The organism is Pseudomonas sp. HS6 (genome assembly GCF_023375815.1).
In the GTDB taxonomy this organism is placed as follows: domain Bacteria; phylum Pseudomonadota; class Gammaproteobacteria; order Pseudomonadales; family Pseudomonadaceae; genus Aquipseudomonas.
Map to the genome: position 1 here is coordinate 4,020,950 of NZ_CP067412.1, position 22,316 is coordinate 4,043,265.

The 22,316-nt window shown below is 59.8% G+C and carries 22 protein-coding genes; 9 read left to right on the top strand and 13 right to left on the bottom strand.

The features are described 5' to 3' along the window. Positions 1–19: 19 nt before the first annotated feature. Both moaB and glp read left to right on the top strand, forming a co-directional pair. On the top strand, positions 20–559 hold the full coding sequence (moaB, locus tag JJN09_RS18165) for a molybdenum cofactor biosynthesis protein B (protein ID WP_249482923.1): 540 nt from the start codon (positions 20–22) through the stop codon (positions 557–559). Next, positions 543–1,769 carry a gephyrin-like molybdotransferase Glp gene (gene glp / locus JJN09_RS18170; protein WP_249482924.1) on the top strand — a complete coding sequence of 409 codons (1,227 nt, stop codon included), beginning with the start codon at positions 543–545 and terminating at the stop codon, positions 1,767–1,769. The genes moaB and glp overlap by 17 nt, the downstream gene beginning before the upstream one ends. A 42-nt stretch (positions 1,770–1,811) precedes the next feature. Here glp and JJN09_RS18175 read toward each other — a convergent pair whose 3' ends face one another. Next, positions 1,812–2,120: a hypothetical protein gene (locus JJN09_RS18175; RefSeq protein WP_249482925.1), complete on the bottom strand. Its 309-nt coding sequence runs from the start codon at positions 2,118–2,120 to the stop codon at positions 1,812–1,814. A gap of 314 nt (positions 2,121–2,434) precedes the next feature. Here JJN09_RS18175 and yegS point away from each other — a divergent pair, with 314 nt between their 5' ends. Continuing rightward, positions 2,435–3,352, top strand: a complete 918-nt coding sequence (gene yegS, locus JJN09_RS18180; protein WP_249482926.1) for a lipid kinase YegS — start codon at positions 2,435–2,437, stop codon at positions 3,350–3,352. On the opposite strand, the gene JJN09_RS18185 is transcribed toward yegS, so the two are convergent. The 3 genes from JJN09_RS18185 to JJN09_RS18195 form a co-directional block, all read right to left on the bottom strand. Continuing rightward, the gene (locus JJN09_RS18185) at positions 3,336–3,995 is read right to left on the bottom strand and encodes a response regulator transcription factor (protein ID WP_096821098.1); all 660 of its coding nucleotides are present in this window, start codon (positions 3,993–3,995) and stop codon (positions 3,336–3,338) included. The genes yegS and JJN09_RS18185 overlap by 17 nt on opposite strands. After that, entirely contained in the window at positions 3,992–4,885 is an 894-nt protein-coding gene (locus JJN09_RS18190) for a sensor histidine kinase (protein WP_249490821.1), read from the bottom strand. Before JJN09_RS18190 ends, JJN09_RS18185 begins: the two co-directional genes overlap by 4 nt. Before the next feature lie 490 nt (positions 4,886–5,375). After that, positions 5,376–5,846 (bottom strand): hypothetical protein, encoded by a 471-nt coding sequence (locus JJN09_RS18195; protein WP_249482927.1) that lies wholly within the window; start codon positions 5,844–5,846, stop codon positions 5,376–5,378. 455 nt (positions 5,847–6,301) lie between these two features. Between JJN09_RS18195 and JJN09_RS18200 the strand changes: the two genes are divergently transcribed. Both JJN09_RS18200 and JJN09_RS18205 read left to right on the top strand, forming a co-directional pair. Further along, on the top strand, positions 6,302–7,237 hold the full coding sequence (locus JJN09_RS18200) for a chemotaxis protein CheV (RefSeq protein ID WP_034155209.1): 936 nt from the start codon (positions 6,302–6,304) through the stop codon (positions 7,235–7,237). Between the two features lie 112 nt (positions 7,238–7,349). Beyond that, entirely contained in the window at positions 7,350–8,156 is an 807-nt protein-coding gene (locus JJN09_RS18205; protein ID WP_249482928.1) for an MOSC domain-containing protein, read from the top strand. 71 nt (positions 8,157–8,227) lie between these two features. On the opposite strand, the gene JJN09_RS18210 is transcribed toward JJN09_RS18205, so the two are convergent. The 8 genes from JJN09_RS18210 to JJN09_RS18245 form a co-directional block, all read right to left on the bottom strand. After that, positions 8,228–8,512: a pyrimidine/purine nucleoside phosphorylase gene (locus JJN09_RS18210; protein WP_249482929.1), complete on the bottom strand. Its 285-nt coding sequence runs from the start codon at positions 8,510–8,512 to the stop codon at positions 8,228–8,230. 81 nt (positions 8,513–8,593) lie between these two features. Further along, positions 8,594–9,136: an exonuclease domain-containing protein gene (locus tag JJN09_RS18215; RefSeq protein ID WP_249482930.1), complete on the bottom strand. Its 543-nt coding sequence runs from the start codon at positions 9,134–9,136 to the stop codon at positions 8,594–8,596. A 69-nt stretch (positions 9,137–9,205) separates the two neighbouring features. Next, positions 9,206–11,167 carry an acetyl/propionyl/methylcrotonyl-CoA carboxylase subunit alpha gene (locus JJN09_RS18220; RefSeq protein ID WP_249482931.1) on the bottom strand — a complete coding sequence of 654 codons (1,962 nt, stop codon included), beginning with the start codon at positions 11,165–11,167 and terminating at the stop codon, positions 9,206–9,208. A 131-nt stretch (positions 11,168–11,298) separates the two neighbouring features. Next, on the bottom strand, positions 11,299–12,096 hold the full coding sequence (locus JJN09_RS18225; protein WP_249482932.1) for an enoyl-CoA hydratase/isomerase family protein: 798 nt from the start codon (positions 12,094–12,096) through the stop codon (positions 11,299–11,301). Further along, positions 12,093–13,250 carry a citronellyl-CoA dehydrogenase gene (gene atuD, locus JJN09_RS18230; protein WP_249482933.1) on the bottom strand — a complete coding sequence of 386 codons (1,158 nt, stop codon included), beginning with the start codon at positions 13,248–13,250 and terminating at the stop codon, positions 12,093–12,095. The genes JJN09_RS18225 and atuD overlap by 4 nt, the downstream gene beginning before the upstream one ends. Positions 13,251–13,279: 29 nt before the next feature. Next, positions 13,280–14,896: a geranyl-CoA carboxylase subunit beta gene (gene atuC, locus JJN09_RS18235; protein WP_249482934.1), complete on the bottom strand. Its 1,617-nt coding sequence runs from the start codon at positions 14,894–14,896 to the stop codon at positions 13,280–13,282. 3 nt (positions 14,897–14,899) lie between these two features. Beyond that, positions 14,900–15,769, bottom strand: a complete 870-nt coding sequence (locus tag JJN09_RS18240) for an SDR family oxidoreductase (protein ID WP_249482935.1) — start codon at positions 15,767–15,769, stop codon at positions 14,900–14,902. Positions 15,770–15,779: 10 nt separating this feature from the next. After that, complete coding sequence (locus JJN09_RS18245; protein WP_249482936.1) at positions 15,780–17,570, bottom strand: acyclic terpene utilization AtuA family protein; 1,791 nt, start codon at positions 17,568–17,570, stop codon at positions 15,780–15,782. A 187-nt stretch (positions 17,571–17,757) separates the two neighbouring features. Between JJN09_RS18245 and JJN09_RS18250 the strand changes: the two genes are divergently transcribed. The 4 genes from JJN09_RS18250 to JJN09_RS18265 all read left to right on the top strand — a co-directional run bounded on the left by JJN09_RS18250 (position 17,758) and on the right by JJN09_RS18265 (position 21,391). Beyond that, entirely contained in the window at positions 17,758–18,381 is a 624-nt protein-coding gene (locus tag JJN09_RS18250) for a TetR/AcrR family transcriptional regulator (protein ID WP_249482937.1), read from the top strand. A gap of 91 nt (positions 18,382–18,472) precedes the next feature. Next, positions 18,473–19,267: an ABC transporter substrate-binding protein gene (locus JJN09_RS18255; RefSeq protein WP_249482939.1), complete on the top strand. Its 795-nt coding sequence runs from the start codon at positions 18,473–18,475 to the stop codon at positions 19,265–19,267. A gap of 149 nt (positions 19,268–19,416) precedes the next feature. Further along, entirely contained in the window at positions 19,417–20,253 is an 837-nt protein-coding gene (locus JJN09_RS18260) for a sugar-binding protein (protein ID WP_249482940.1), read from the top strand. Positions 20,254–20,377: 124 nt separating this feature from the next. Then, positions 20,378–21,391 carry a GNAT family N-acetyltransferase gene (locus JJN09_RS18265; RefSeq protein ID WP_249482941.1) on the top strand — a complete coding sequence of 338 codons (1,014 nt, stop codon included), beginning with the start codon at positions 20,378–20,380 and terminating at the stop codon, positions 21,389–21,391. Positions 21,392–21,461: 70 nt separating this feature from the next. Here the strand turns inward: JJN09_RS18265 and JJN09_RS18270 are convergent, their stop codons facing one another. Next, positions 21,462–22,016, bottom strand: a complete 555-nt coding sequence (locus JJN09_RS18270; RefSeq protein ID WP_249482942.1) for an RNA polymerase factor sigma-70 — start codon at positions 22,014–22,016, stop codon at positions 21,462–21,464. Positions 22,017–22,316: the final 300 nt, after the last annotated feature.

The window sequence follows — 22,316 nt, forward strand, 5'->3', positions numbered from 1 at the left end:
CCTACAACTGGATGAGCCTATGAAAGCCAAGGCTGATGTACCTTTTGCACCGCTCAATATTGCGGTACTGACGGTCAGCGACACCCGTACCCTGGAAACCGATACCTCCGGCCAGGTCTTCGTCGACCGTTTGACGGCTGCCGGCCACAACCTGGCGGAGCGGGTTTTGCTCAAAGATGACCTGTACAAAATCCGTGCGCAAGTCGCCCACTGGATTGCCGAAGACGTCGTGCAAGTGGTGCTGATCACTGGGGGCACGGGCTTCACGGGTCGCGACAGTACACCCGAAGCTGTTGCGTGCCTGCTGGACAAGCAAGTCGATGGTTTTGGTGAGTTGTTCCGCCAGATTTCGGTTGCCGATATAGGCACCTCCACTGTGCAATCCCGGGCATTGGCGGGGTTGGCCAACGGTACGCTGGTCTGCTGCCTGCCGGGCTCGACCAATGCGGTTCGTACCGGTTGGGATGGCATCCTGGCCGAGCAACTGGATTCGCGACATCGTCCGTGCAATTTCGTCCCTCATCTGAAACAGGCAGTTCCCTGTGAATCCCGCGGGTAAGCCTGGCAAGACCGGCAGCCTGATACCGGTCGAGGAGGCCTTGGCGTGTCTGCTGGAAATGGCGGACGCCTCGCGGATTATTGAATCCGAGTATCTGCCATTGGCGCAGGTCGAGGGGCGGGTGCTGGCGCAGGATCTGGTTTCGACACTGGATCTGCCGCCATGGCCCAACAGTGCCATGGACGGTTATGCCTTGAACCTGGCCGACTGGACCGGTGAGCCGATGCGGGTCAGTCAGAAGATTTTTGCCGGTCAGGCGCCTGAACCGCTGGAGCCGGGCACCTGCGCCCGCATCTTTACGGGCGCCCCCGTTCCGTCGGGCGCCGATTGCGTCGAGATGCAGGAAAACGCGGTCATCGAGGCCGACGAACGCGTGCGGTTCATCGAGTCCATGGTGTCCGGGCAGAACATCCGCCCGCAGGGGCAGGAAACCACTGTCGGCGAACTGATTCTGTCCGCGGGAACCCGACTCGGTCCGATCGAGCAAGGGTTGGCTGCGTCTTTGGGCTGCGCCGGCCTTGATGTGATCCGCAAGATCCGCGTGGCGGTGCTGTCCACTGGCGATGAGTTGGTCGAACCGGGAGCGGCACTGGGCCCGGGACAGATTTACAACAGTAACCGTGTGGTGCTGTGCAGCTGGCTGCAGCGTTTGGGCTGTGAAGTGCTGGATGCCGGGATTCTTCCGGATGACTTGCCCACCACCCGCGCACGTCTTGGGGAGCTCAAAAAAGCCGACCTGATACTGTCGACCGGTGGCGTATCGGTTGGGGACGCGGATTTCCTCGGCGTTGCGCTGAGGGAAGACGGTGAGCTGACACTGTGGAAGCTGGCGATCAAGCCAGGGAAGCCTTTGACTGTTGGTCATTTCCGTGGTGTTCCGGTTATCGGCTTGCCCGGCAATCCGGCGTCGACCCTGGTGACTTTTGCCTTGTTGACCAAGCCCTATCTGCTGCGTCGTCAGGGGGTGCAAGATGTCGAGCCACTCAAGTTTCCAGTCCCGGCTGGCTTCGTCTGGCCACAGGCCGGCAATCGGCGTGAATTCCTGCGGGGACGTCTGGAGCAGGGGCAGGCAACGATCTACCGAAACCAGAGCTCGGGTGTTCTGCGTAGCGCCGCCTGGGCCGACGGATTGGTAGAGGTGCAGGAGGGGCGCACCCTGACTCGGGGAGACATGGTGCCCTTCATTCCCTTGAGTGAACTTCTCGGCTGATCATTGAAATGCAGGCTCGGTGAGAGCCTGCATTTCAGCCCGTCAGCGGCTGATCAGTGTGACGAGCTGGTCGAAGCGACTGTTGGCAACCCAGCCCAACAATCCTAGGACCACCGCTGTGGCACCTGCGGAGTAGGCCAGGCGGTGTTTGATGGCTTTGACGTCTCCCTTTACTTCGTCCATGTCACGGCGGATGTATTTGAGGTGGGTTTCCAGCTCGGTGACACGAGGTTCCATAACGGTTTCTCCGGTGTTTTTGGTACAGCTGTTGAATTCGGCTTTTTGACTGGTACGACTGTCGGAGAGGGGGGCAACCGGACTCACCTGCATTCTTGCTTCATGGCTGTGCATGGAAATCCCCGCCTGCTGCCATGAGTTTCTGCCGGCAGAAACGGCTGCTCGAATGATCGAAAGTCCTGATGATGTATTGACTCATTACCTGCACATCCTTGTGTAATCGGGTTGAAGATTGTTGCCGTCGATGCACGGTGTACCAATGGCCAGGGCGGGTCAATTGAGCCGATTCCTTACATTCTGTGCGAAAAAATACCGCCTTGTAGGACGAGTGAACGGGGGGGCTGGAAATACTTGGGATTGCGGCGGCTCTTTTGCGTGCTGTGAAGGTCAAGATGTCCCGAACTGATTCAATTCCGGGAGTGACCAAAATGAGTGATCGCAGGGCATTGTTGATTCTGCACGGCAAGCAGGCACTCAACGAAGCGGTTCGCGCCGCTGTTGAGCACAAGCGCGAGCAAGGCTGGGAACTGGCGGTGCGCCTGACCTGGGAAGCCGGCGATGCCCAGCGTCTGGTCGAAGAAGCGCTGGATGCCGGATTCGAGCAGATCATAGCCGGCGGTGGCGATGGTACGTTGCGTGATATCGCCGAGGCCCTGGCGGCTCACCCGCGCAAGGCCAGTTTGGTGCTGTTGCCACTGGGAACCGCCAACGACTTTTCCCGCGCGGCCGGCATTCCCCTGGAGCCGGCCGAGGCGCTTGAGTTGCTTGATGCACCTCCCCATGACATCGATCTGGGTGAAGTGGGCGGGCAGATATTCCTGAACATGGCCACTGGCGGTTTCGGCAGCCAGGTCACCGCCAATACCTCGGAAGATCTGAAAAAGGTGCTGGGAGGCGCAGCCTATCTGTTTACGGGCCTGTCACGATTCAGTGAGTTGCACGCCGCTTATGGCGAACTGCAGGGGCCGGATTTCCACTGGCGCGGTGAGCTGCTTGCGTTGGGTATCGGCAATGGCCGCCAGGCGGGCGGAGGGCATGTATTGTGCCCAGAGGCACTGGCCGATGATGGTCTGCTGGATATCAGTATCCTGCCGGCACCGCAGGAACTGATCGGCACGCTGAAAACCCTGCTCAGCGACGGGTTTGGCCTCGACAACATGTTTGTGCGCACGCGTTTGCCGTGGGTTGAAATCAAGGTCGCCGAAGGGCTCTGCATCAATCTCGATGGCGAGCCGCTGGAAGGAGACAGTCTGCGGTTTGCGGCGCGTCCGGCGGCGTTGCGCGTGCATTTGCCGGAGAACTCGCCGCTGCTGGGCAAGACGCGGCGCTTCAGTCGTCCAGACTGATGATCTGTTCCCGCACGGCAAACAGCACCAGCCCGGCCACGTCGTAGATCTGCAGGCGTTTCATGATCTGCGAGCGGTGGGTTTCCACGGTCTTGATGCTCAGGCCCAGGCCATTGGCGATCTCGCGTGTGGATTTGCCGCGCACGATCAGGCGCAGGATTTCCAGCTGGCGCGCTGTCAGGTTATGTGAATCGGCGACTTCCGGTTGCAGCTTCTGATTGCGGGTCAGCGCCTGGTTGATCACCGTGTGGGCGATGGCCGGGCTCAGGTAACGTTCGTTGTTGCGCAGGGCTTCCAGCGCGTGTTCGAGCTCGGTGGCCGTGGTGTCCTTGAGCAGATAGCCATGAGCACCGGATTCCAGTGCCTGCATGATCAGCGCAGGGTCGGTGTGCATCGACAGGATCAGTACTTTGCTGTGCGGACGAACCCGTCTGAGCCGTTGCAACGCTTCGAGGCCGCCGGTTTCTTTCATGGAAATATCCAGCAAGACGATATCGGGGTTCAGTTGCTCGACCATCTCAAGCAACTGCGAGCCGTCATTGGCCTCGCCGATTACCGCATAACCGGGAATATCCAGCACCAGAGCGCGCACGCCGGCTCTGATCAGCGAGTGGTCATCCACCAGAAGTAAGTTACAAGTCAACGCATAACCTTATTCGTACTGGCCCGCTCGAGTGCACGGGGCGCCCAGGGGAATAGTGCTTCGATTTGAGTGCCTTTGCCCGGTTCGCTCGTCACGCTCAGGGTGCCGCCCAGTTGCTCGATCCGTTCGGCCATCCCGGCCATGCCTCGTTGTCCTTCGCGACCAGGATTGGCGGCCGGGGCAAAACCCAGACCGTCATCGCTGATCAGCAGGGTCAAGCCTTTGGGAAGGCGTTGCACGCGGATCAGCAGGTTCTTGGCCTGCGCATGACGCAGGATGTTGGTCACGGCTTCCTGGGTGATACGGAACGCGGCGACCGCCATTTCTTCGGGAATGCCGTTCAGGCGCTGCTGACAGTCCAGGCTCCAGTGCACCGAGGTGTTGGTCAGCGTCTTGAGCAGATGCGCGCGCAAACTGGCTTCCAGCCCGAGGCTGGTCAGTTGCCGTGGATTGAGAATGGCCGACACATCTCGGACTTTGTTGAGGGTTTCCTCAAGGGTGTCGCAGAGTGCCGAGCAGTGCTCCTGAAGGTCGTCGGGCAGACGCCGTTTGAGCCATTCGCTCTGCAGCTTGGCGGCGGTCAGTAACTGGCCGATATCGTCGTGCAGTTCACGACTGAGACGATGACGCTCGTTTTCCTGAACTTCGAGCAAGCGATCGGCCAGTTCTTGGGGCTGGAACTTGATCGATTTGCGCGACAGGCGATGCTGAGTAAAAACACAAGCGGCGGCCGCCAGATTGATAAGCAGCAAGCCAAACGACAGCGGCGCAGACAAGCCATAAGTCAGCAGACTGCCCACCGCTGCACCCATGCAAAGCGTGAGCGTGAACCTGCGCGCGTTTTCTCGGGAGGGAGGCCATGTGGTGATTGACTTGAGGCTGGCGTACATAGCGGATGGAGCCAATGGATGTTCGCTGCGGGCAGACCGGGCGGAGTGGCTGGCGGTCTCTGTCTGAAAATCTGTGATTCAGGTTGTTGTTTTCAATACGGTTCAGTGATCGATAATTGACTGCAAACTTCGGTGGGGACCGATCATTGAAGTCACTGTGCCATTAAGTGAAAGCAACTAACGGGCGGCATAATACCACTTAACATACCGTTGGTCGCGTTCGCCCTATATGTCCAAAGAGTCAGGAAATATGCCATGTTGGACGCGAGTTCCATAATGGAAAAAGTTGATTTATCGGGATCGATAATTATCGATGAAACCTGAAGTTTTCAATTTTCATACACAGGTAAACCCTGACTTCAACGATGGCCAGTCTGCATGTTGGAACGTAATTATTTATTTGAGGATGTCGCTGGCAGGCATGAGTTATTCAATTGCGACATTCGATGGCTCGAACTAACGGGCTGCAATGGGCCCGGCGTGCACTCGATTACGCTTGCCGCTCCGAGTAAGACACGAAGGACAAGGGTTTGGCACTGAGCGGCGGCTGAAATTGGCTCTGTCCAACCTGAAAGGCGAACGCTTCGATGAGGGAGGTCTGCTCGCTTTCGTCCAGGCTCAGCTGGCCGGTGCTCTGGTCGACCAGTTCAAGTTGCCAGGCCATCAAGGTGAAGCAATCTTTCAGGGCATCGAGCGCCTGGGCATGCAGGTCGACATGATCCTGTGCCTGAGTAAGCAAGCCGTGCAGGTGCAGGCAGAATTCGGAGACTGCCTCCAGCGCCAGGGCATCAGCCTTGTTCGCCAGTTTGAGCAGGGTGCTGAGCATGCAGTCGATGGCGTCCTTGTCATTGCTGATCAGTTGCAAATGACTCAGGCACTCTTCGGACTTCGCCAGGAGCGTTTCAGCCTCGACAAGAAATTCGGGGAACCGCTGCGCCCACTCTTTACGGTCGTTCGGCATGCTTATCTCCACAACGTCATGTCTGATGAGCGAATGTCGTGTGTGTCGACGATCATGAACCGTCGTGAGATCGCGCCCTGCAGTGCCGAGGAGGCTTGTGCCGGGGGTTTCGAGAGGATGGGGTTCCACTGACCTGCGATCGCACACAAAAGCCTGACTCCGTTCATGCAATGAGAATGGCGTCACATTAATGGCTATTGGATATTGCGAACATCAGGTTGGGCCTGATTGTTACTAGGGGAATCCCTTAGACGCGGGAACCTACCGTGCAAACCGAGGTCGCGCCGCAGAGAATGTAGCAGATGAAATCACGGGGCCAGTAAAGCATGATGTTAATGTGACATCAATGCCTTCTCATGGCATTTTGTAGGTGATTTGTAGAGGGATCAAGATTGGCCGGAATCCGCCGATAACCCTCTTTAGTGAATTCACCAGAACAAGCCCAGGAGTCATTGATGGCCGGCATTCTCGATACGGTAGACCAACGCACGCAACTGGTGGGTGAGAATCGCCTGGAAATTCTCATGTTCCGACTGGCCGGGCGCCAATTGTTCGCGATCAACGTGTTCAAGGTTCAGGAAGTCCTGCAACTGCCGAAGCTGACCCTGATGCCTCAGCGTCACCCGTTTGTCTGCGGTGTGGTCAACCTGCGCGGCCAGACCCTGCCAGTGATCGACCTGTCCCAGGCGATCGGCATGCGTCCGCTGGTGCCGGGCCCCAACAGCACGATCATCGTCACCGAGTACAACCGCTCGGTGCAGGCGTTCCTCGTCGGTGGTGTGGATCGCATCGTCAACATGAACTGGGAAGCCATCCTGCCACCGCCGACCAGCGCCGGCCGCCAGCACTACCTGACCGCCATCAGCAAGGTCGACGATCAACTGGTAGAAATCATCGACGTCGAGAAAGTCCTCGCCGAAATCGTGCCGTACAACGCCAAGGTCTCCCGCGACAAACTTGACGATCCAGTCCTGGAACGTGCCCGTGGCCGTGAAGTGCTTCTGGTCGACGACTCCAATGTGGCGCTGTCGCAGTTGCGCGACACCCTCGGCCAGTTGGGCGTGAAGATGCACATCGCCAGCGACGGTCTGAAGGCCCTGAACATGCTCAAGGCCTGGGCCGACACCGGGGTCAACATGACCGACAAGTTGTTGATGATCTTCACCGACGCGGAAATGCCGGAAATGGACGGCTATCGCCTGACCACCGAAATCCGCAACGACCCGCGTCTGCGTGGCCTTTACGTGGTGCTGCATACCTCGCTGTCCGGCAGTTTCAACGACTCGATGGTGAAGAAGGTCGGCTGCGACAACTTCCTCTCCAAGTTCCAGCCGGACAAACTGGTCGATGTGGTGCGCCAGCGCCTGATGCTTGACGAAGTGCCGGCCTGATCACCACACAGTTGCAGTGGAAGCGAGCAAGTTCGCTTCCTCATTCTCAGGCCTTTGATTCGGCGACGCAGCTCGTATAGGGTGGCGTTTTTGACCCACCAGGGAGCTGGCCATGCTGCGTCTGAGCGCGCTTTATCGTTACCCGTTGAAATCCGGCAAGGGCGAGGTCCTGCAAGGGATCGACCTGGACAAACTGGGGCTTGAGGGCGATCGACGCTGGATGCTGGTGGACGAGGCCAGCGGGCGCTTCCTGACTCAGCGTGCCGAAGCGAAGATGGGCCAGTTGTCGGCGCTGTGGAATGCCGACGGTGGCCTGACCCTCGATGCGCCGGGGCATTCGGCGATTGATATCGCCTTGCCCGGCAACGAAGCCGAACTGCGCGGCGTGACCATCTGGCGCGACACCCTGCGCGTGCCGGATGCCGGCGAAGAAGCAGCCCGCTGGGTCAGCGAATTCATCGGAAAACCGACGCGACTGGTGCAAGTGCCGCTGGATCGCGCCCGTACGACTGCGGCCGGGTATGGCAACGATGACGACCAAGTGGCGTTCGCCGACGGTTTCCCGCTGCTGCTGATTGGCGAGGCATCGCTGCAACATCTGTCGCAGGAAGTCGGGCGTCCGTTGGAAATGCTGCGGTTCCGGCCAAATCTGGTGATCGAAGGTAGCGAGGCCTATGCCGAGGATGGCTGGAAGCGTATCCGCATCGGTGATGTCGAGTTCCGCGTGGTCAAGTCGTGTTCACGCTGCATTCTCACCACGATCGATCCGAAAACCGGTGAACGCAGTGCCGATCGCGAGCCGCTGGCAACGCTGCAGAAGACCCGCACCCAGGCCGATGGTGCGATGTTCGGTCAGAACCTGGTCAATGACAGCAACGGCCGACTCGAAGTCGGCATGCCGGTGGAAATCCTCGAGTAATGTGCCCCGAAACGAAAAATGCCCGTGTCCAAGGACACGGGCATTTTTTATTGCCGCAGGAAACTGTGGTTTCAGCCGCGGTATTCGCACAGGTAAGCGGTGTCTACGGCCACTTTCAGCTGGAACTTGCTGTCGGCTGGCACGTTGAACTGGCTGCCGGCGGCGAAGGTTTCCCAGTCGCTGCTGTCCGGCAGTTTGACAGTCAGTGCGCCGGACACCACGTGCATGATTTCACGCTGGCTGGTGCCGAATTCGTATTCGCCCGGGGCCATGACGCCGATGGTCGCAGGACCTTCGGCAGTGCCAAAGGCGATCGACTTGACGGTGCCGTCGAAGTACTCGTTGACTTTAAACATGGGCGATTCCTCTCGAAAAGGGCTTAAAAGGGTCAAAAAGGTCGGCCAGTATGCACAAGGCTCATGGCGCCGTCACCTGCGCTAGAGCGGCAGCACCAGCGGCAATAATCGGGCGGTATTACGCGCATCTTCCAGCGCCCGGTGCTGTTGACCGGTGAACTGCATGCCCGCCAGTTGCAGGGCGCCATTGAGTCCCAGGGGCCGTTCGAGGCGTCGGGCCTTGGCAAAGCGTTGTTTGAGGTTCATGTGCGGCACACGGCTCAGCACAGTGTCGAGTTGCAGGCGCTGCCATTCCTGAAGCAATTGCTTGCGGTCGTAATCGCCCCAACTGGCCCAGCCTTCAAGGCGTGTCTGATGCTGGCCGAGCCAGCGCTCGAACGCCGGCCAGACGTCGGACAGCGGTTGCGCGGCGTCGATGTTGGCCTGAGTGATGTGTGTCAGTTCACGACAGAACGTCGTCAGCAGTGGCCGACGCGTCGGTTTGACGAAGCGCTGAAAGTGATCCTGCTCGCGACCGGCACGGTCCACCAGGGTGGCGCCAATCTCGATGATCTCCATTTCCGTAATCGGCCAGCCACCTTCATCGGTGGTGGCTTCCAGATCAATGACCAGCCAATGGGGCATCGCAGGGTTCCTGATTTCCGCGTCCTGATTATTCAGAGCGTAGTCAAACCTTGCGGATGCGCGCGGCGACTACTCGACCTGCAACAGAACCTGACGATTTTTGACCTGATCGCCGACCTTGACCTGCACCCGCTTGAGCACGCCATCGATGCCAGCCTTGAGCGGGTGCTCCATTTTCATTGCCTCCAGCACCACCAGTAACTGGCCTTTGCTGACCGGGCTGCCTTCGCTGACAAGCACGTCGATGATTGCGCCATCCATCGGGGCTTTCAAGGTGCCGGTGCTGACGCTGGTCTGACTGTCGATCACGGCATGAGTTCGATCCACCAGACGCAGGCTGCCGGGACGGGTGAACAGCCAAAGCTGGTCGTCGTGCAGGCGATAGGCGTGGCGTCGGCGCAGGCCTTCGATTTCGAGGGATATCGAGTGTTCGCCGTGTTCGATGAGCTTCAGTTCGAAGGCACGTTCAGCCACCTGAACCCGAACGATGCCATCCGAGGCGGCGTGCAATTGCACGCTCCACGACTGATCGTCGAGACCCAGCCGATAGTGCAATGGCGCTCCGGCATTGTTGCGCCAACCGGCCAGTGGGGCGTGATGCGATTTGGCGCAGGATTGATAAAACAGCAACGCCGCCACCGCGAGTTCTTCGCCACTCGGAGTATGGGGATGCAGACAAGGATGGTCGACGAAGTGTTGCGCGATAAACCCGGTGCTGAATTCACCGCTGATGAATTGCGGATGCTGCAACAGACTGGCCAGCAGTCGCTGATTGGTTTGTACGCCGAGCAACACGCTGTCTTGTACTGCGCACAACAGTTTGCGCCGGGCCTCTTCGCGGGTTGCACCGTGGGCAATCAGTTTGCCGAGCATCGGGTCGTAGAACGGTGAGACCGACTGGCCTTCGATCAGCCCGTGATCAACTCGTGCCCCCCGATCCAGTGCCGGTGCCCAAGCTTCGACACGCCCGGTCTGCGGCAAAAAACCTTGGGCCGGATCTTCGGCATAGAGGCGCACTTCCATGGCGTGGCCATCGAGTTTGACCTGCGCTTGCGACAGCGGCAGAGGATGGCCCTCGGCAACCAGAAGCTGCCATGCCACCAGGTCCAGTCCGGTAATCAATTCGGTCACCGGGTGCTCGACCTGCAACCGGGTATTCATCTCCAGAAAGTAGAACTGGCCACGGGCATCGAGCAGAAACTCCACGGTCCCGGCACCCACATAGTTCACCGCGCGTCCGGCCTTGAGCGCCGCTTCGCCCATCGCCTGACGCAGTTCTTCGGTCATCACCGGGCACGGTGCTTCTTCGATGACTTTCTGATGGCGACGCTGGATCGAACAATCGCGCTCGCCGAGGTAGATCAGGTTGCCGTGCCGGTCGCCGAACAACTGCACTTCGACATGCCGCGGTTCGATCAACGCCTGTTCGAGGATCAGTTCGTCGCTGCCGAAACCGTTCAGTGCTTCGGAACGGGCGGTGCGCAATTGCGCCGCCAGTTCGGATGCGTGGTGCACCAGGCGCATGCCGCGTCCGCCACCGCCAGCGCTGGCCTTGATCATCAACGGATAACCGATGCGTTCGGCTTCGCGTGTCAGGGTCGCGTCGTCCTGCTCGGCGCCCTGATAGCCGGCGATGCAGGGTACGCCGGCGGCCAGCATGGCGATTTTCGACTGGCGTTTGCTGCCCATCAATTCGATGGCTTCGACGCTGGGGCCGATGAAAGTCAGACCGGCCTGTTCGCAGGCTCGGGCGAACCCGACGTTTTCCGAAAGGAAGCCATAACCGGGATGGATCGCGTCGGCACCGCTGCGCCGGGCGGCGTCGAGGATGGCCGGGATATTCAGGTAAGACTGTTGCACTGGCGCCGGGCCGATGTTCATGGCCTCGTCCGCCATTTGTACATGCAGTGCATCGGCGTCGGCGTCGCTGAACACCGCGACCGTGCGATAGCCGAGGGCCTGGGCGGTACGCTGGATACGGCAGGCGATTTCACCGCGGTTGGCGATCAGGATTTTGTGGATGGCGGGCATGGGCTTTTCCCTTGAGTTTTGTGCTGAATGGGACTGCCTCTTCGCGGGCAAGCCCGCTCCCACCGGACTTGTGAATGACACAGATCCAATGTGGGAGCGGGCTTGCTCCGGGCGGCGTTCCGACGAAGCTTTCAGGAGGCCCACCTCGGTTTGCGTTTCTGCACGAACGCCATCGTGCCTTCGATGCCCTCGGCACCGGTCACCGCTTCGCTGAACCACTGCGCCGCTTCATCCAGCAATGTGCTCGACGGCTGGCCGGCGCTGGTCAGCAAGAGTTTCTTGGTGGCGGCGTTCGCTTCGGGGGCGCAGCACAGGACATGTTGCAGCACTTCATCCAGCCGTTCGGCCAGTGCCTGGGGATCCTGCTCGACAAAATGCACCAGCCCCAGACGCCGCGCCTGGTGGCCGTCAAAACGCGCGGCGGTCAGGGCCAGGCGGCGGGCTTCAGTGAGGCCGATGCGTTGCACTACAAACGGTGCGATCTGCGCCGGCAACAGACCGAGGCTGGTTTCCGGCAGACCGAATTGCGCCTGATGATCGGCCATCGCGATATCGCTCACGCACGCCAGTCCGAAGCCACCCCCGAGCACCGCGCCTTGCAACACCGTGATCAGCACTTGCGGCGCATGCTGCGCTTCTTCCAGCAACGACCCGAAAGTGCGGTTCAACTCGCGATAGGCATCGCTGCCCTGAGCGCGGGCGTTGGCCATGTCCTTGATGTCGCCACCGGCACAGAAATGCCCGCCGGCGCCGCTGAGCACCAGCGCGCGAACACTGCGGTCATCGCGCACGGCGGCCAGCACCGCACGCAGTTCGGCGACCATTTGCAGGCTCATGACGTTGCGGCTTTCCGGGCGATTGAGGGTGATGTGCAGTACACCGTTATGTGGCTCCAGCAACAGCGTCTGGCAAGCGGGCAGGGTGGTCATTTCTTTTTCCCCGGCAGGATGCCCATCAGTTTGCAGATGATCCCCAGCATGATTTCGTCGGCGCCGCCGCCAATCGATACCAGGCGTACGTCGCGGTAGGCGCGGGCCACCGGGTTGTCCCACATGAACCCCATGCCGCCCCAATATTGCAGGCACCTGTCGCTGACTTCCCGACCGAGGCGCCCGGCCTTGAGCTTGGCCATCGAAGCCAGTCGGGTGACGTCCTGGCCTTTCACGTATTGCTCGGTGGCCTGATAGACCAGCGCCCGCAGGCATTCGATTTCGGTCTGCAGTTCGGCGAGGCGGAAGTGGATCACCTGATTGTCGATCAGCGCGTTGCCGAAGGTCTTGCGCTCCTTGCAGTACTCGATGGTGCTGTCGACGCAGTATTCCAGGCCCTTGATCATGTTCGCCGCGCCGAACAGTCGTTCCTCCTGGAATTGCAGCATCTGCATCATGAACCCGGCGCCTTCATGGCCGATGCGATTGCGCTGGGGCACGCGCACGTTGTCGAAAAACACCTGAGCGGTTTCCGAGCTGCGCATGCCGAGCTTGTCCAGGTGCGAGCTGAGGCTGACGCCCGGTGTGTTCATCGGCACCATGATCAGCGACTTGTTGATGTGCGGCTTGTCGTCCGAGGTGTTGGCTAGCAGGCAGATGAAGTCGGCGCTCGGCGAGTTGGTGATCCACATCTTGCTGCCGTTGATCACATAGTCGTCGCCATCCTTGCGTGCGGTGGTCTTGAGCCCGGCGACGTCGGAGCCGGCACCGACTTCCGAGACGCCGATGCAGCCGACCTGCTCGCCGGTGATCGCCGGGCGCAGGAATTCGTCGCGCAACTCATCGGAACCGAAGCGGGCGAGGGCCGGGGTGCACATGTCGGTCTGCACGCCGATCGACATCGGAATGCCGCCGCAATGGATGGTGCCGAACTCTTCGGCGGCGACGATCGAATAGCTGTAATCCAGGCCCATGCCGCCGAACTTTTCCGGCTTGGAAATCCCCAGCAAGCCGAGGTCGCCGGCCTTGCGGAAAATCTCGTGGATCGGAAAGCGCCCGGCCTTTTCCCATTCATCGACGTGGGGGTTGATCTCGTGCTCGACGAACTGGCGGACGGTACGGCGCAGGGCTTCGTGTTCCGGGGTGAAGATCATTTTTATTGTTCTCCTTGAGTCCGTGGCGATCAGAACCGGCTGACGCCGAAGCTGTTGGGGGCCAGCGTGCGGATGTCGGCTTCGTGGCAGATGTCCAGCAGGTAGCCGAGCAGGGTGCGGGTATCGCGCGGATCGATCAGCCCGTCGTCCCACAGGTTGGCGCTGCCGTAGAGGGCAGTGGACTGGCTGTCGAGTTTCTGTGCGGTGACCTGTTCCAGCATGTCGAGCATTTTCGGGTCGGGTACCAGGCCGTCCTTCAACTGCTTGGCTTCGGTGACGATCCGCAGCACCTTGCCGGCCTGGGCGCCGCCCATGACAGCGGTGCGACTGTTGGGCCAGGCGAAGATGAAGCGCGGATCGAGCCCGCGCCCGCACATTGCGTAGTTGCCCGCGCCGTAAGAGCCGCCGACCACAATGGTCAGTTTCGGTACCCGTGCATTGGCTACGGCCTGGATCAGTTTCGAACCGTGCTTGATCACGCCGTTTTGTTCCGATTCGGTGCCAACCATGAACCCGGTGGTGTTGTGGAAAAACAACAGCGGCGTCTGGCTCTGGTCACACAGCTGAATGAACTGTGCCGCCTTGCTCGCGCCGTTGGGCGTGATCGGGCCGTTGTTGCCGATGAAACCGCAGGCGCGGCCCTGAATCTTCAGGTGGCCGCAAATGGTCTGTTGATCGAATTCACCCTTGAACTCCATGAAGCGTGATTCGTCAGCGATCCGCGCAATGATTTCACGCACGTCGTAGGGCTTTTTCGGGTCGTCCGGGATCAGGCCCAGCAGTTCGTCGATGGGGTACAACGGCTCTTTGAATTGCGGTTCGGGCAGCCACGGAAGCTGCTCGTTCCAGTTCAACAGGCTGACAATTTCCCGCACCTGACGCACACCGTCGGCATCGTTCTCGGCCAGGTATTCGGCGGTGCCGGCGACTTGCGCGTGCATCTCGGCGCCGCCCAGTTCTTCGTCGGTGGCCACTTCGCCGGTCGCGGCTTTAAGCAATGGGGGACCGGCGAGAAACAGCTTGGCCTTGCCGCGTACCACCACCACGTAATCCGACAGCCCCGGCTGATAGGCGCCGCCAGCGGTGGCTGAGCCGTGCACCACGGTGATCTGCGGCAGCCCCATTGCCGACATGCGTGCCTGATTGGCAAAGCTGCGCGCGCCTTCGACGAAAATCTCCGCCGCATAATTGAGGTTGGCGCCGCCGCTTTCGGCGAGGGTGATCACCGGCAGTTTGTTTTCCTGAGCGATCTGTTGCAGGCGCAGGGACTTTTTCAGGCCTGACGGGGAAATCGTCCCGCCCTTGATCGCGCTGTTGTTCGCCACCACCAGCGCCCGCACGCCGGAGACGTAGCCAATGCCAGTGATCAAACCGCCACCCGCCGAACTCCCATCCTTGTCATCGTGCAGTTTGTAACCGGCCAGACTCGCCAGTTCGAGGAATGGCGCGCCGGGGTCGAGCAACAGGTTCAGGCGTTCGCGGGGCAGCAGTTGTCCGCGCTTGTCGAATTTCGGTTTGGCTTCGGCGGCCTTGTTCAGCAGGTTCTGTTCGAGCTGCTGGACTTGCTCGATGGCGGCGAGCATCGCTGCGCGGTTGCGGGCGAAGGCTTCGCTGTGTGGGTCGAGTTGGGATTGAATGACCGGCATGGCTTACTCCTTGTCCTTCAAGACGTCCGGCATATAGGCCCGGTGAAAACCGTTGAAAGATTCGCTGTGGGTCGCCTTGTGCAGCGGCCATGCGCGGCTGCCCAGACTGGCCGCGCCATCGATGCGCAAGGTGCTGCCGCTGACGAACGAGGCTGCAGGGCTGAGCAGAAACACGATCGCTGCGCTGACCTCGGATTCGGTGCCGATGCGCTTGAGCGGTACGTGTTCGCGCAAGGTCGGAATCACGGCTTTGAACGCGCCTTCGTAAGTGTCCATGCCGCTGGAGGCGATCCAGCCCGGCGCCACCGCATTCACCCGCACCCCGGCATAACCCCATTCGAACGCCGCCGTCTTGGTGAAGTTGTCCATGCCCGAACGGGCGGCGCCGGAGTGGCCCATGCCGGGCATGCCGCCCCACATGTCGGCGAGCATGTTGACGATGCTGCCGCCGTGTTTGCTCATCGATTGATTGAACACTTCCCGCGCCATCAAAAAACCGCCGACCAGATTGGTGCGCAGCACGGTTTCGAAGCCTTTCTGATTGATCGAGGCCAATGGCGACGGGTACTGGCCGCCGGCGTTGTTGACCAGCCCGTGGATCGGCCCATGCTCGCGGATCAGTTCGCTGACCAGCGTCTTCACGGCCTCTTCATCACGAATATCGCAAGCCTTCCAGTGCGCCCGGCCACCGTCTTCGGCAATTTCGGCGGCGACGGTTTGCAGCTTTTCCGGTTTGCGTCCGACCAGCACCACGGTGGCCCCCAGCGCCGCCAGCTCATGGGCAGTGCAACGCCCGATGCCGCTGCCGCCACCGGTGACAATGAGGGTCTGACCGCTGAACAGATCGGCTCTGAAAATCGATTCGTATGCCATGGACAATCCTCTAATCGAACTGCTCGGCGATGCTCTGCGGCACCGGGATCTGGATTTCCAGCAATTGTTGGGCGAAGGCTTTGCCTTGCGGGTCGATGCGCAGACTCGCCACGCCGCCGCCACCGAGTGCGTTTTCCAGCAGGAAATTGAGGCTGTGGGTGCCCGGCAGATACCAGCGTTCGACCCGGCCGTGAATCGGGTCGAGGACATGGCTCATCCAGTCGACGACCACCGCCGGGGTCAACGCTTCGGCGATCCACGGCAGGTATTCCGGACGGCGCGGCATAACGCCGATGTTGCTGTGATTGCCCTTGTCGCCGGAGCGCGCCACCGCCAGTTTCACCAGCGCGACGCTGGCGTCGGCGCGGCCATGGGTTTTGGGTGTTTCGTGGGGCAGTGGCAGATCCTGGCTGTCGAGGACGGCCGAGGCGGGCAGGGCAAACGGGTGGCGCTCGCCAGCGATGTCGATCTGCAAGCTGCAGGTGCTTTTTTCGATCAGGAACGAGAACAGCCGGATCAGCGGATACACCGTCGGGCGCCCGCCGACGATGCCGGTCAACCCCGGCGCCATGCCGGTGGCGGCTTGGGCGATTTCCCGGGAGAACAGGATCAAGGCCTGTTTGTTCGGGTGGCGCACGGCGAGTTTGATCACTACTTCGCGGCTGTCCCGGCGCTGGCCGTGAGGGCCGTAGGAGGCTTCACTGCCGAGCAGTTCGATGTGGGTTTCGCTGTAAGGGCCCCAGCCACGTTGCTCGAGCATTTCCGAAGTCTTGTCGATGATCGCCTGACTGACGCGCCGGGCCTTTTCCACCGCATCGATGCCGGCGATCAGGCAACTGGCGGTGCAGCGGAAACCGTCGGGGTACGTCGCGCTGACCTTGTATTTGTCGCTGGGCGGCAGGCCTTTTGCGCCGTGGACGCGGACGGCGTTTTTACCTTGTTGCTGAAGTTTGACCTCGCTGAAGTCGCAGACCACATCAGGCAACAGATAGGCCTGCGGATCGCCAATTTCGTAGAGCATCTGTTCGCCGACGGTCAGCGGCGTGACCAGCCCGCCAGAGCCTTCGGGTTTGCTGACGATGAACTGGCCGTCCGTGCTGACCTCGACGATCGGAAAACCGATGTGTTCGTAATCCGGTACGTCGCGCCAATCGGTGAAGTTGCCGCCGGTGCACTGCGCGCCGCATTCGATGATGTGCCCGGCCAAGGCTGCCTGAGCGAGTTTGTCGTAGTCATGCCATGACCAGCCGAACTCATGCACCAGCGCGGCGCTGACCACCGCGCTGTCCACCACCCGCCCGGTGATGACGATATCGGCGCCCAGACGCAGGGCTTCGACAATGCCCGGTGCGCCGAGGTAGGCGTTGGTCGAAACGCACATCGGTGGCAACGGGGCGCCGCTGAACATTTCCCTGATGCCTTGGGTGGCGAGCTGTTTGAATTGCGGTTGCAGATCGTCGCCCGACAGCACGGCGATTTTCAGCGACACACCGGCCTTGTCGCAGGCTGCCTGCAAGGCGGCGGCACAGGCCTGGGGATTGACCCCGCCGGCATTGCTGATGACGCGAATTTTCTGCTCGGCCAGTTGCGCCAGCAGGGGTGCTAGGACTTCGATGAAATCTCCGGCAAATCCGGCCTGCGGGTCCTTCATGCGGGCGCCGGCCATGATCGACATGGTGATCTCGGCCAGATAGTCGAACACCAGATAATCCAGCTGTCCTGCGGCCACGAGCTGCGCGGCGGCGGTCGACGTATCTCCCCAGAATGCGCTGGCGCATCCGATGCGGACGGTGGTGGGCATTTTCATCTCCGACTCAGCAACCTGTGACAGAAGTGCATCGAGGCTACCAAGCAAGCGCTTGGTTTGTAAACAGGCGAAATTATCTTCTGCCCAAGCGCTTGCTTGGTCGCGGCCGGCGGCTTAAATTGCCCGCGCAACCCTGCGGTTTCAGGGCGGCAGACGACTGAACGACTGTAGGAGAGAACGGGTGGACGAGCAAAAAGCCCTGAAGGTCATGCGCGAACTGGTCGACGAAGGCCGGTTGACCGACCCGGACAGCGCTCGCGGCAAACTGCTGCAAGTGGCGGCCCACCTGTTTCGCAACAAAGGCTACGAACGCACCACCGTGCGCGACTTGGCCGGCGCTGTGGGGATTCAGTCGGGCAGCATTTTTCATCACTTCAAGAGCAAGGACGAAATCCTGCGCGCCGTGATGGAAGAAACCATCCGCTACAACACCGCGTTGATGCGTGCAGCCCTTGCCGAAGCATCCAATGTGCGCGAGCGGGTACTGGCGCTGATCCGCTGCGAATTGCAGTCGATCATGGGCGGCAGCGGCGAAGCAATGGCGGTGCTGGTGTATGAATGGCGCTCGCTGTCCGAAGACGGTCAGGCCAAGGTGCTGGCGCTGCGTGACATTTACGAGGACATCTGGCTGCAAGTGCTGGGCGAGGCCAAGGAGGCGGGGTTCATCCGTGGCGATGTGTTCATTACCCGACGTTTTCTCACGGGCGCGCTGTCCTGGACTACCACATGGTTCCGCGCTGGCGGCAGTCTGAGCCTCGATCAACTGGCCGAAGAAGCGCTGATCCTGGTGCTTGAGGAGCGCTAATCGCTTTCTATCGGTTCGGGAAACTGGCTAACTGGGCGAAACCGCCTAGCTTGAATGCAAGCAACGGTACTTTTTCGGGGAGTGGGGTGTTTTGAAGTTTTCGCCAAATCGGACGGCCGCCGGGCTGATGCTCGCAGCGCTGGCTGCATCCTGGGTTTTGCCCGCTCAGGCGGTGCAAGTGGTTCGGGTGGGTGCGGCGCATTTCCCGCCTTACACCATTCGCCCGGAAAACGGCGCCGACACGGGGTTGCTGCCGGAACTGGTCGCCGCATTGAACAGCGCTCAGAGCGACTACCGTTTTGAACTTGTCCCCACCTCGATTCCGCGACGATTCGGCGATTTCAAGGAGGGCCGCACGGACATGGCGATCTTCGAGAACCCGGACTGGGGCTGGAAAGACATTCCCCATACCACGGTCGACATGGGACTGGAGGACGCGGAGATTTTCGTCGCGGAAAACGAACCCGGTCGTCAGCAGAACTACTTCGCTGATCTCAAGGGCAAGCGCCTGGCGTTGTACAGCGGCTATCACTACGAATTCGCCAACTTCAATGCCGACCCCAAGTACCTCTCTGAAACCTACAACGCCACACTGACCTATTCCCACGACAGCAACCTGTTGATGGTGCTGCGCGGTCGGGCGGACATTGCGCTGGTCACTCGCTCGTACCTGTTCGATTACCTGCTGCGAAACGAAAAAGTGCGCGACGAATTGCTGGTGTCGCAGCGCATCGACCAGATCTACCATCATTACGCGATTCTCAGTCCGAAAGCGCCAATCACCGGCGAAGCGTTCGGCAAGTTGCTGCAAGGGTTGCGCGACAGCGGGCAGATGCTGAAAATCTTCGATCCGTACAAGATTGCGGTGGTGCCGGTGCCTAAATAGCCAGTGCACTGCGATCGCAGGGACTGCCGTTTATCGGTTTTGCGTTGTTACCTGTCAGATCTGACAGTAGACGGCCCGTGTCTGCCGGGGGTTTGATTCCTGTCAGGTTCTACTCGTTGTGAGGAGGATCCCACACAGAGGAATACCTCATGCCGGCCCCATATCCTGTTTCCCTGCATTGCGTGCCCACGCCAGTAGCCGAACAAGCTGTCGGCGATGTCCTGACTCTGAACAGGCCTGAGGAATCGACCGGTGTGAAGGTTGAAGTCTCGCGATGGCCGTTCATGACCGAGAACCAATTGGCGACATTGCATGCCTGTGGGCAGAACACGGATGGCACTGCGCTGATGTTGTGCGTCGCTGATGCCGAACCGATTAATCGGCAAGAGTATGAAGCGGGCTGGCATAGAACGATTGAGTGGAGTTATCTGCAGAATCTGAAACACAACAGCCATCTGGTGTTTGTTTTTCAGGTCGCATTGAATAGTACTGGTTGTGATTGCCCGCTATTGTTCCCTCCGTTGTGCCTTCAGGTGCAGGTACCTTATCTGGATCTGACCACCTTCTGCGAAGGTCAAACAGCTCCATGGAACGGCTGGGAAAGAGGCGCTGCTGCCCAGGATGTCCGAGACCTGGTTGTCGGCCGTAGTGAGAATGAATTTGTGCTTTTCAACATGACGTACACCAACTCATCTGCGGGTCCTATCCTGCAGAAGGTTTTTGAGGATCTTGAGGCGGGTCAGCGTTACAAATTTGGCTTGCTGGCTTGCAGAGTCAACACCAATTCTAACGTACCGAGTTTGTCGCTTGCAGTTGGCACAACGACGGTAGCGGGTCCCCAGAGTTTCACAACTACAACCTGGGAGTTGTTTGAAGGGACATTTACCGCGGGCTACTCACCTGAAACATTGTCTGTGGATAGTCACACGGCGTCTGGCCAAGGGAATGACTATGCGATCAGCAGGATCTGGGTCAAATCCGAATAGCCACTGCGCGTCGTAGTTGTCTGGCACCTATCGATCCTCCGATTGTTGATACTCTTGGCGTTAAATTTCCGGTCGTGCATCACGTTTACCGTTGAACTGTCGACGATTATCGTGAGCCCGACCCATGTCCAATCTGAATGACCTGACTGCCCTGGCCTTGCCTTCGGGCAGTCAACTGATAGCCGATGCCACTGAAAGCCGTCTGAGCCTCAGTCTGGATGGGCAACCGCTGATTCGCCTGCGCCTCGACCGTGAAGGCCTGGGACCGATCCAGATCGATGAACGCTATGCATTGCCTCCAGGCCAGGCGCTGTGGGCCGCCTGCTATTGGCTGTTTGCCCGGGATCCGGCGCGTCAGCAATTGATCTGGCAACTGGATCAACCGCCGACCGAAGCCTTGCTCAGCGGTTTGCTGGTGAGCACTGAAGTGGCAGGTGAATATCGCTGCGAGCGCACGCTGTTCTGGCAACTGCCGCAACCGTGGCTAGGGGCTTCGCTGACCGGCAGTTATCCGCAGCAAATGGTCATCAGCAACGGCAAGCGCCATCCGCAGCGACCGGTGAAGCCTCGGGGTGAGGTTTATCGGCGTTTCGATGCACGTCTCGGTGCATGGATTTCCCTGCGAACGGTGGAGATCGAGCAGGATCTTGCGCGTTTCAACCGTTGGCAGAACAGCCCGCGAGTCGCCAGTTTCTGGCAGGAAGAGGGCAGCCTCGAACAGCATCGGGAGTACTTGAGCAAGCTCGACGCCGATCCGCATACCCTGACCCTGATCGGTTGTTTCGATGATCAGCCGTTTGCCTATTTCGAAGCCTATTGGGCCAAGGAAGATCGCATCGCGCCATTCTACGACGCCGATAATTACGATCGCGGGATTCATATGCTGGTCGGGGAAGAAAACCATCGCGGCCCACACAAGGTGGCGAGCTGGTTGTCTGCGTTGGTGCACTACCTGTTTCTGGATGATCCGCGTACTCAGCGCGTCGTCGCGGAGCCGCGTGCCGATAACGCGAAAATGATCGGCCACATGCACAACCAGTGCTTCCACTGCGAAAAGGAATTCGACTTCCCGCACAAGCGCGCGGCGTTGATGATCCTGGGACGCGAGCGGTTTTTTGATCGGTGCAAACTGGCGTGATGTTTCGCTGAAACAAAAAAGATCGCAGCCCTTCAACGAAGGCTGCGATCTTTTTTTTGGCGGTGCGCTGTCAGCGACGGTGCGCTGTCACGGCATCGGCACGATTGCCCGAGACCTTGCGGCAATGCACCAGCGCATCACGAATCATGAAGTTGACCAGCGTCGGCGAAACGCCGAGTTCCTTGGCGATGTCCTTTTGCGGCACGCCATGCAGACGGTACATCTCGAAGGCGTAGCGAGTGCGGACCGGCAACTCGGTCAGCGCATCGGCAATGTGTTCCAGGGTCGAGAAGTTGATGTGCGAGGTTTCCGGCGAAGCGCCCTGAATGACCACGTTCAACCCTTCCTCCTCGGGGCCGGCGTACTTCTGCTCCAGCGCCTGTTTGCGGTAGTGATCGATAGCCAGATTGCGCACGATCTGGAACAGATAACTCAGCTGGGCCTTGATCGATGACGTGATCGGCGGCGCCGATTGCAGTCGGAAGAACGCATCCTGCACCACATCTTCGGCGCGTGAACGGCAGCCGGTAATTCGGGCTGCAATCTTGACCAGAATCAGTCGATTGTCGACGAATGCCTGAAGTAGCGGTGAATCGCACCTGCTTGTGGATACTTGTTCCGTCATGGAAATCACCTTGCTGCCAATAGGTTAGTGGGACGCCTGGGGGACGGGCCGTCCAACACATCGAGCGACAAATTATGTTGAATGATAATGATTGTCAATTGAGAAAGAGAACTAATGATCCAATACGGTGCGATTTGAGAACTGCGACGCACTGCCACACCCCAGCCCCATTGGCGATCCAGCCTGCCGACTAATTATTTCAAGACGTCATCCGTTCTCATTGGTGAATGGTTCCGGGTACACAGCCCCGGCCAGACAGCATTCCAATGCCTTGCACGGTCGGCGAAGACCGTGTCCTGC

What these genes read in the sequence shown, in the direction of transcription:
- JJN09_RS18195 (WP_249482927.1), bottom strand. Translation starts at nt 5,846, where the DNA reads ATGCCGAACGACCGTAAAGAGTGGGCGCAGCGGTTCCCCGAATTTCTT.
- JJN09_RS18200 (WP_034155209.1), top strand. Translation starts at nt 6,302, where the DNA reads ATGGCCGGCATTCTCGATACGGTAGACCAACGCACGCAACTGGTGGGT.
- JJN09_RS18260 (WP_249482940.1), top strand. Translation starts at nt 19,417, where the DNA reads ATGCCGGCCCCATATCCTGTTTCCCTGCATTGCGTGCCCACGCCAGTA.
- JJN09_RS18205 (WP_249482928.1), top strand. Translation starts at nt 7,350, where the DNA reads ATGCTGCGTCTGAGCGCGCTTTATCGTTACCCGTTGAAATCCGGCAAG.
- JJN09_RS18215 (WP_249482930.1), bottom strand. Translation starts at nt 9,136, where the DNA reads ATGCCCCATTGGCTGGTCATTGATCTGGAAGCCACCACCGATGAAGGT.
- atuD (WP_249482933.1), bottom strand. Translation starts at nt 13,250, where the DNA reads ATGATCTTCACCCCGGAACACGAAGCCCTGCGCCGTACCGTCCGCCAG.
- JJN09_RS18265 (WP_249482941.1), top strand. Translation starts at nt 20,378, where the DNA reads ATGTCCAATCTGAATGACCTGACTGCCCTGGCCTTGCCTTCGGGCAGT.
- JJN09_RS18190 (WP_249490821.1), bottom strand. Translation starts at nt 4,885, where the DNA reads ATGTACGCCAGCCTCAAGTCAATCACCACATGGCCTCCCTCCCGAGAA.
- JJN09_RS18210 (WP_249482929.1), bottom strand. Translation starts at nt 8,512, where the DNA reads ATGTTTAAAGTCAACGAGTACTTCGACGGCACCGTCAAGTCGATCGCC.
- JJN09_RS18225 (WP_249482932.1), bottom strand. Translation starts at nt 12,096, where the DNA reads ATGACCACCCTGCCCGCTTGCCAGACGCTGTTGCTGGAGCCACATAAC.
- yegS (WP_249482926.1), top strand. Translation starts at nt 2,435, where the DNA reads ATGAGTGATCGCAGGGCATTGTTGATTCTGCACGGCAAGCAGGCACTC.
- JJN09_RS18220 (WP_249482931.1), bottom strand. Translation starts at nt 11,167, where the DNA reads ATGCCCGCCATCCACAAAATCCTGATCGCCAACCGCGGTGAAATCGCC.
- JJN09_RS18270 (WP_249482942.1), bottom strand. Translation starts at nt 22,016, where the DNA reads ATGACGGAACAAGTATCCACAAGCAGGTGCGATTCACCGCTACTTCAG.
- JJN09_RS18245 (WP_249482936.1), bottom strand. Translation starts at nt 17,570, where the DNA reads ATGCCCACCACCGTCCGCATCGGATGCGCCAGCGCATTCTGGGGAGAT.
- moaB (WP_249482923.1), top strand. Translation starts at nt 20, where the DNA reads ATGAAAGCCAAGGCTGATGTACCTTTTGCACCGCTCAATATTGCGGTA.
- JJN09_RS18240 (WP_249482935.1), bottom strand. Translation starts at nt 15,769, where the DNA reads ATGGCATACGAATCGATTTTCAGAGCCGATCTGTTCAGCGGTCAGACC.
- JJN09_RS18175 (WP_249482925.1), bottom strand. Translation starts at nt 2,120, where the DNA reads ATGCACAGCCATGAAGCAAGAATGCAGGTGAGTCCGGTTGCCCCCCTC.
- atuC (WP_249482934.1), bottom strand. Translation starts at nt 14,896, where the DNA reads ATGCCGGTCATTCAATCCCAACTCGACCCACACAGCGAAGCCTTCGCC.